The organism is Streptomyces sp. NRRL F-5123 (assembly GCF_000721495.1).
Classification (GTDB): domain Bacteria; phylum Actinomycetota; class Actinomycetes; order Streptomycetales; family Streptomycetaceae; genus Actinacidiphila.
The window spans coordinates 1-297 of the sequence record NZ_JOHY01000208.1 but is presented as its reverse complement, the minus strand read 5'-3'; the positions used below and the strand labels follow the sequence as shown (position 1 = coordinate 297).

General features: G+C 56.9%; 2 rRNA genes. Both read left to right on the top strand.

From position 1 onward, the window contains the following. Positions 1-80: ribosomal RNA gene (locus IH54_RS0138950) — 23S ribosomal RNA — on the top strand; the annotation flags it as partial. A gap of 96 nt (positions 81-176) precedes the next feature. Next, a 5S ribosomal RNA gene (rrf, locus tag IH54_RS0138945) occupies positions 177-293 on the top strand. Positions 294-297: the final 4 nt, after the last annotated feature.

Here is a 297-nt window from a genome sequence, read left to right as displayed (position 1 = left end):
CGACTGGGTTGATAGGCCGGATGTGGAAGCCCTGTAAGGGGTGGAGCTGACCGGTACTAATAGGCCGAGGGCTTGTCCTCAGTTGCTCGCGTCCACTGTGTGGTTCTGAAACAACCAGCCACCACAACCCTTGTAAGGGGGAATCCTTGCGGGTTGTGGTGTGTGTTTCATGGTGTTTCGGTGGTCATAGCGTTAGGGAAACGCCCGGTTACATTCCGAACCCGGAAGCTAAGCCTTTCAGCGCCGATGGTACTGCAGGGGGGACCCTGTGGGAGAGTAGGACACCGCCGAACAAAT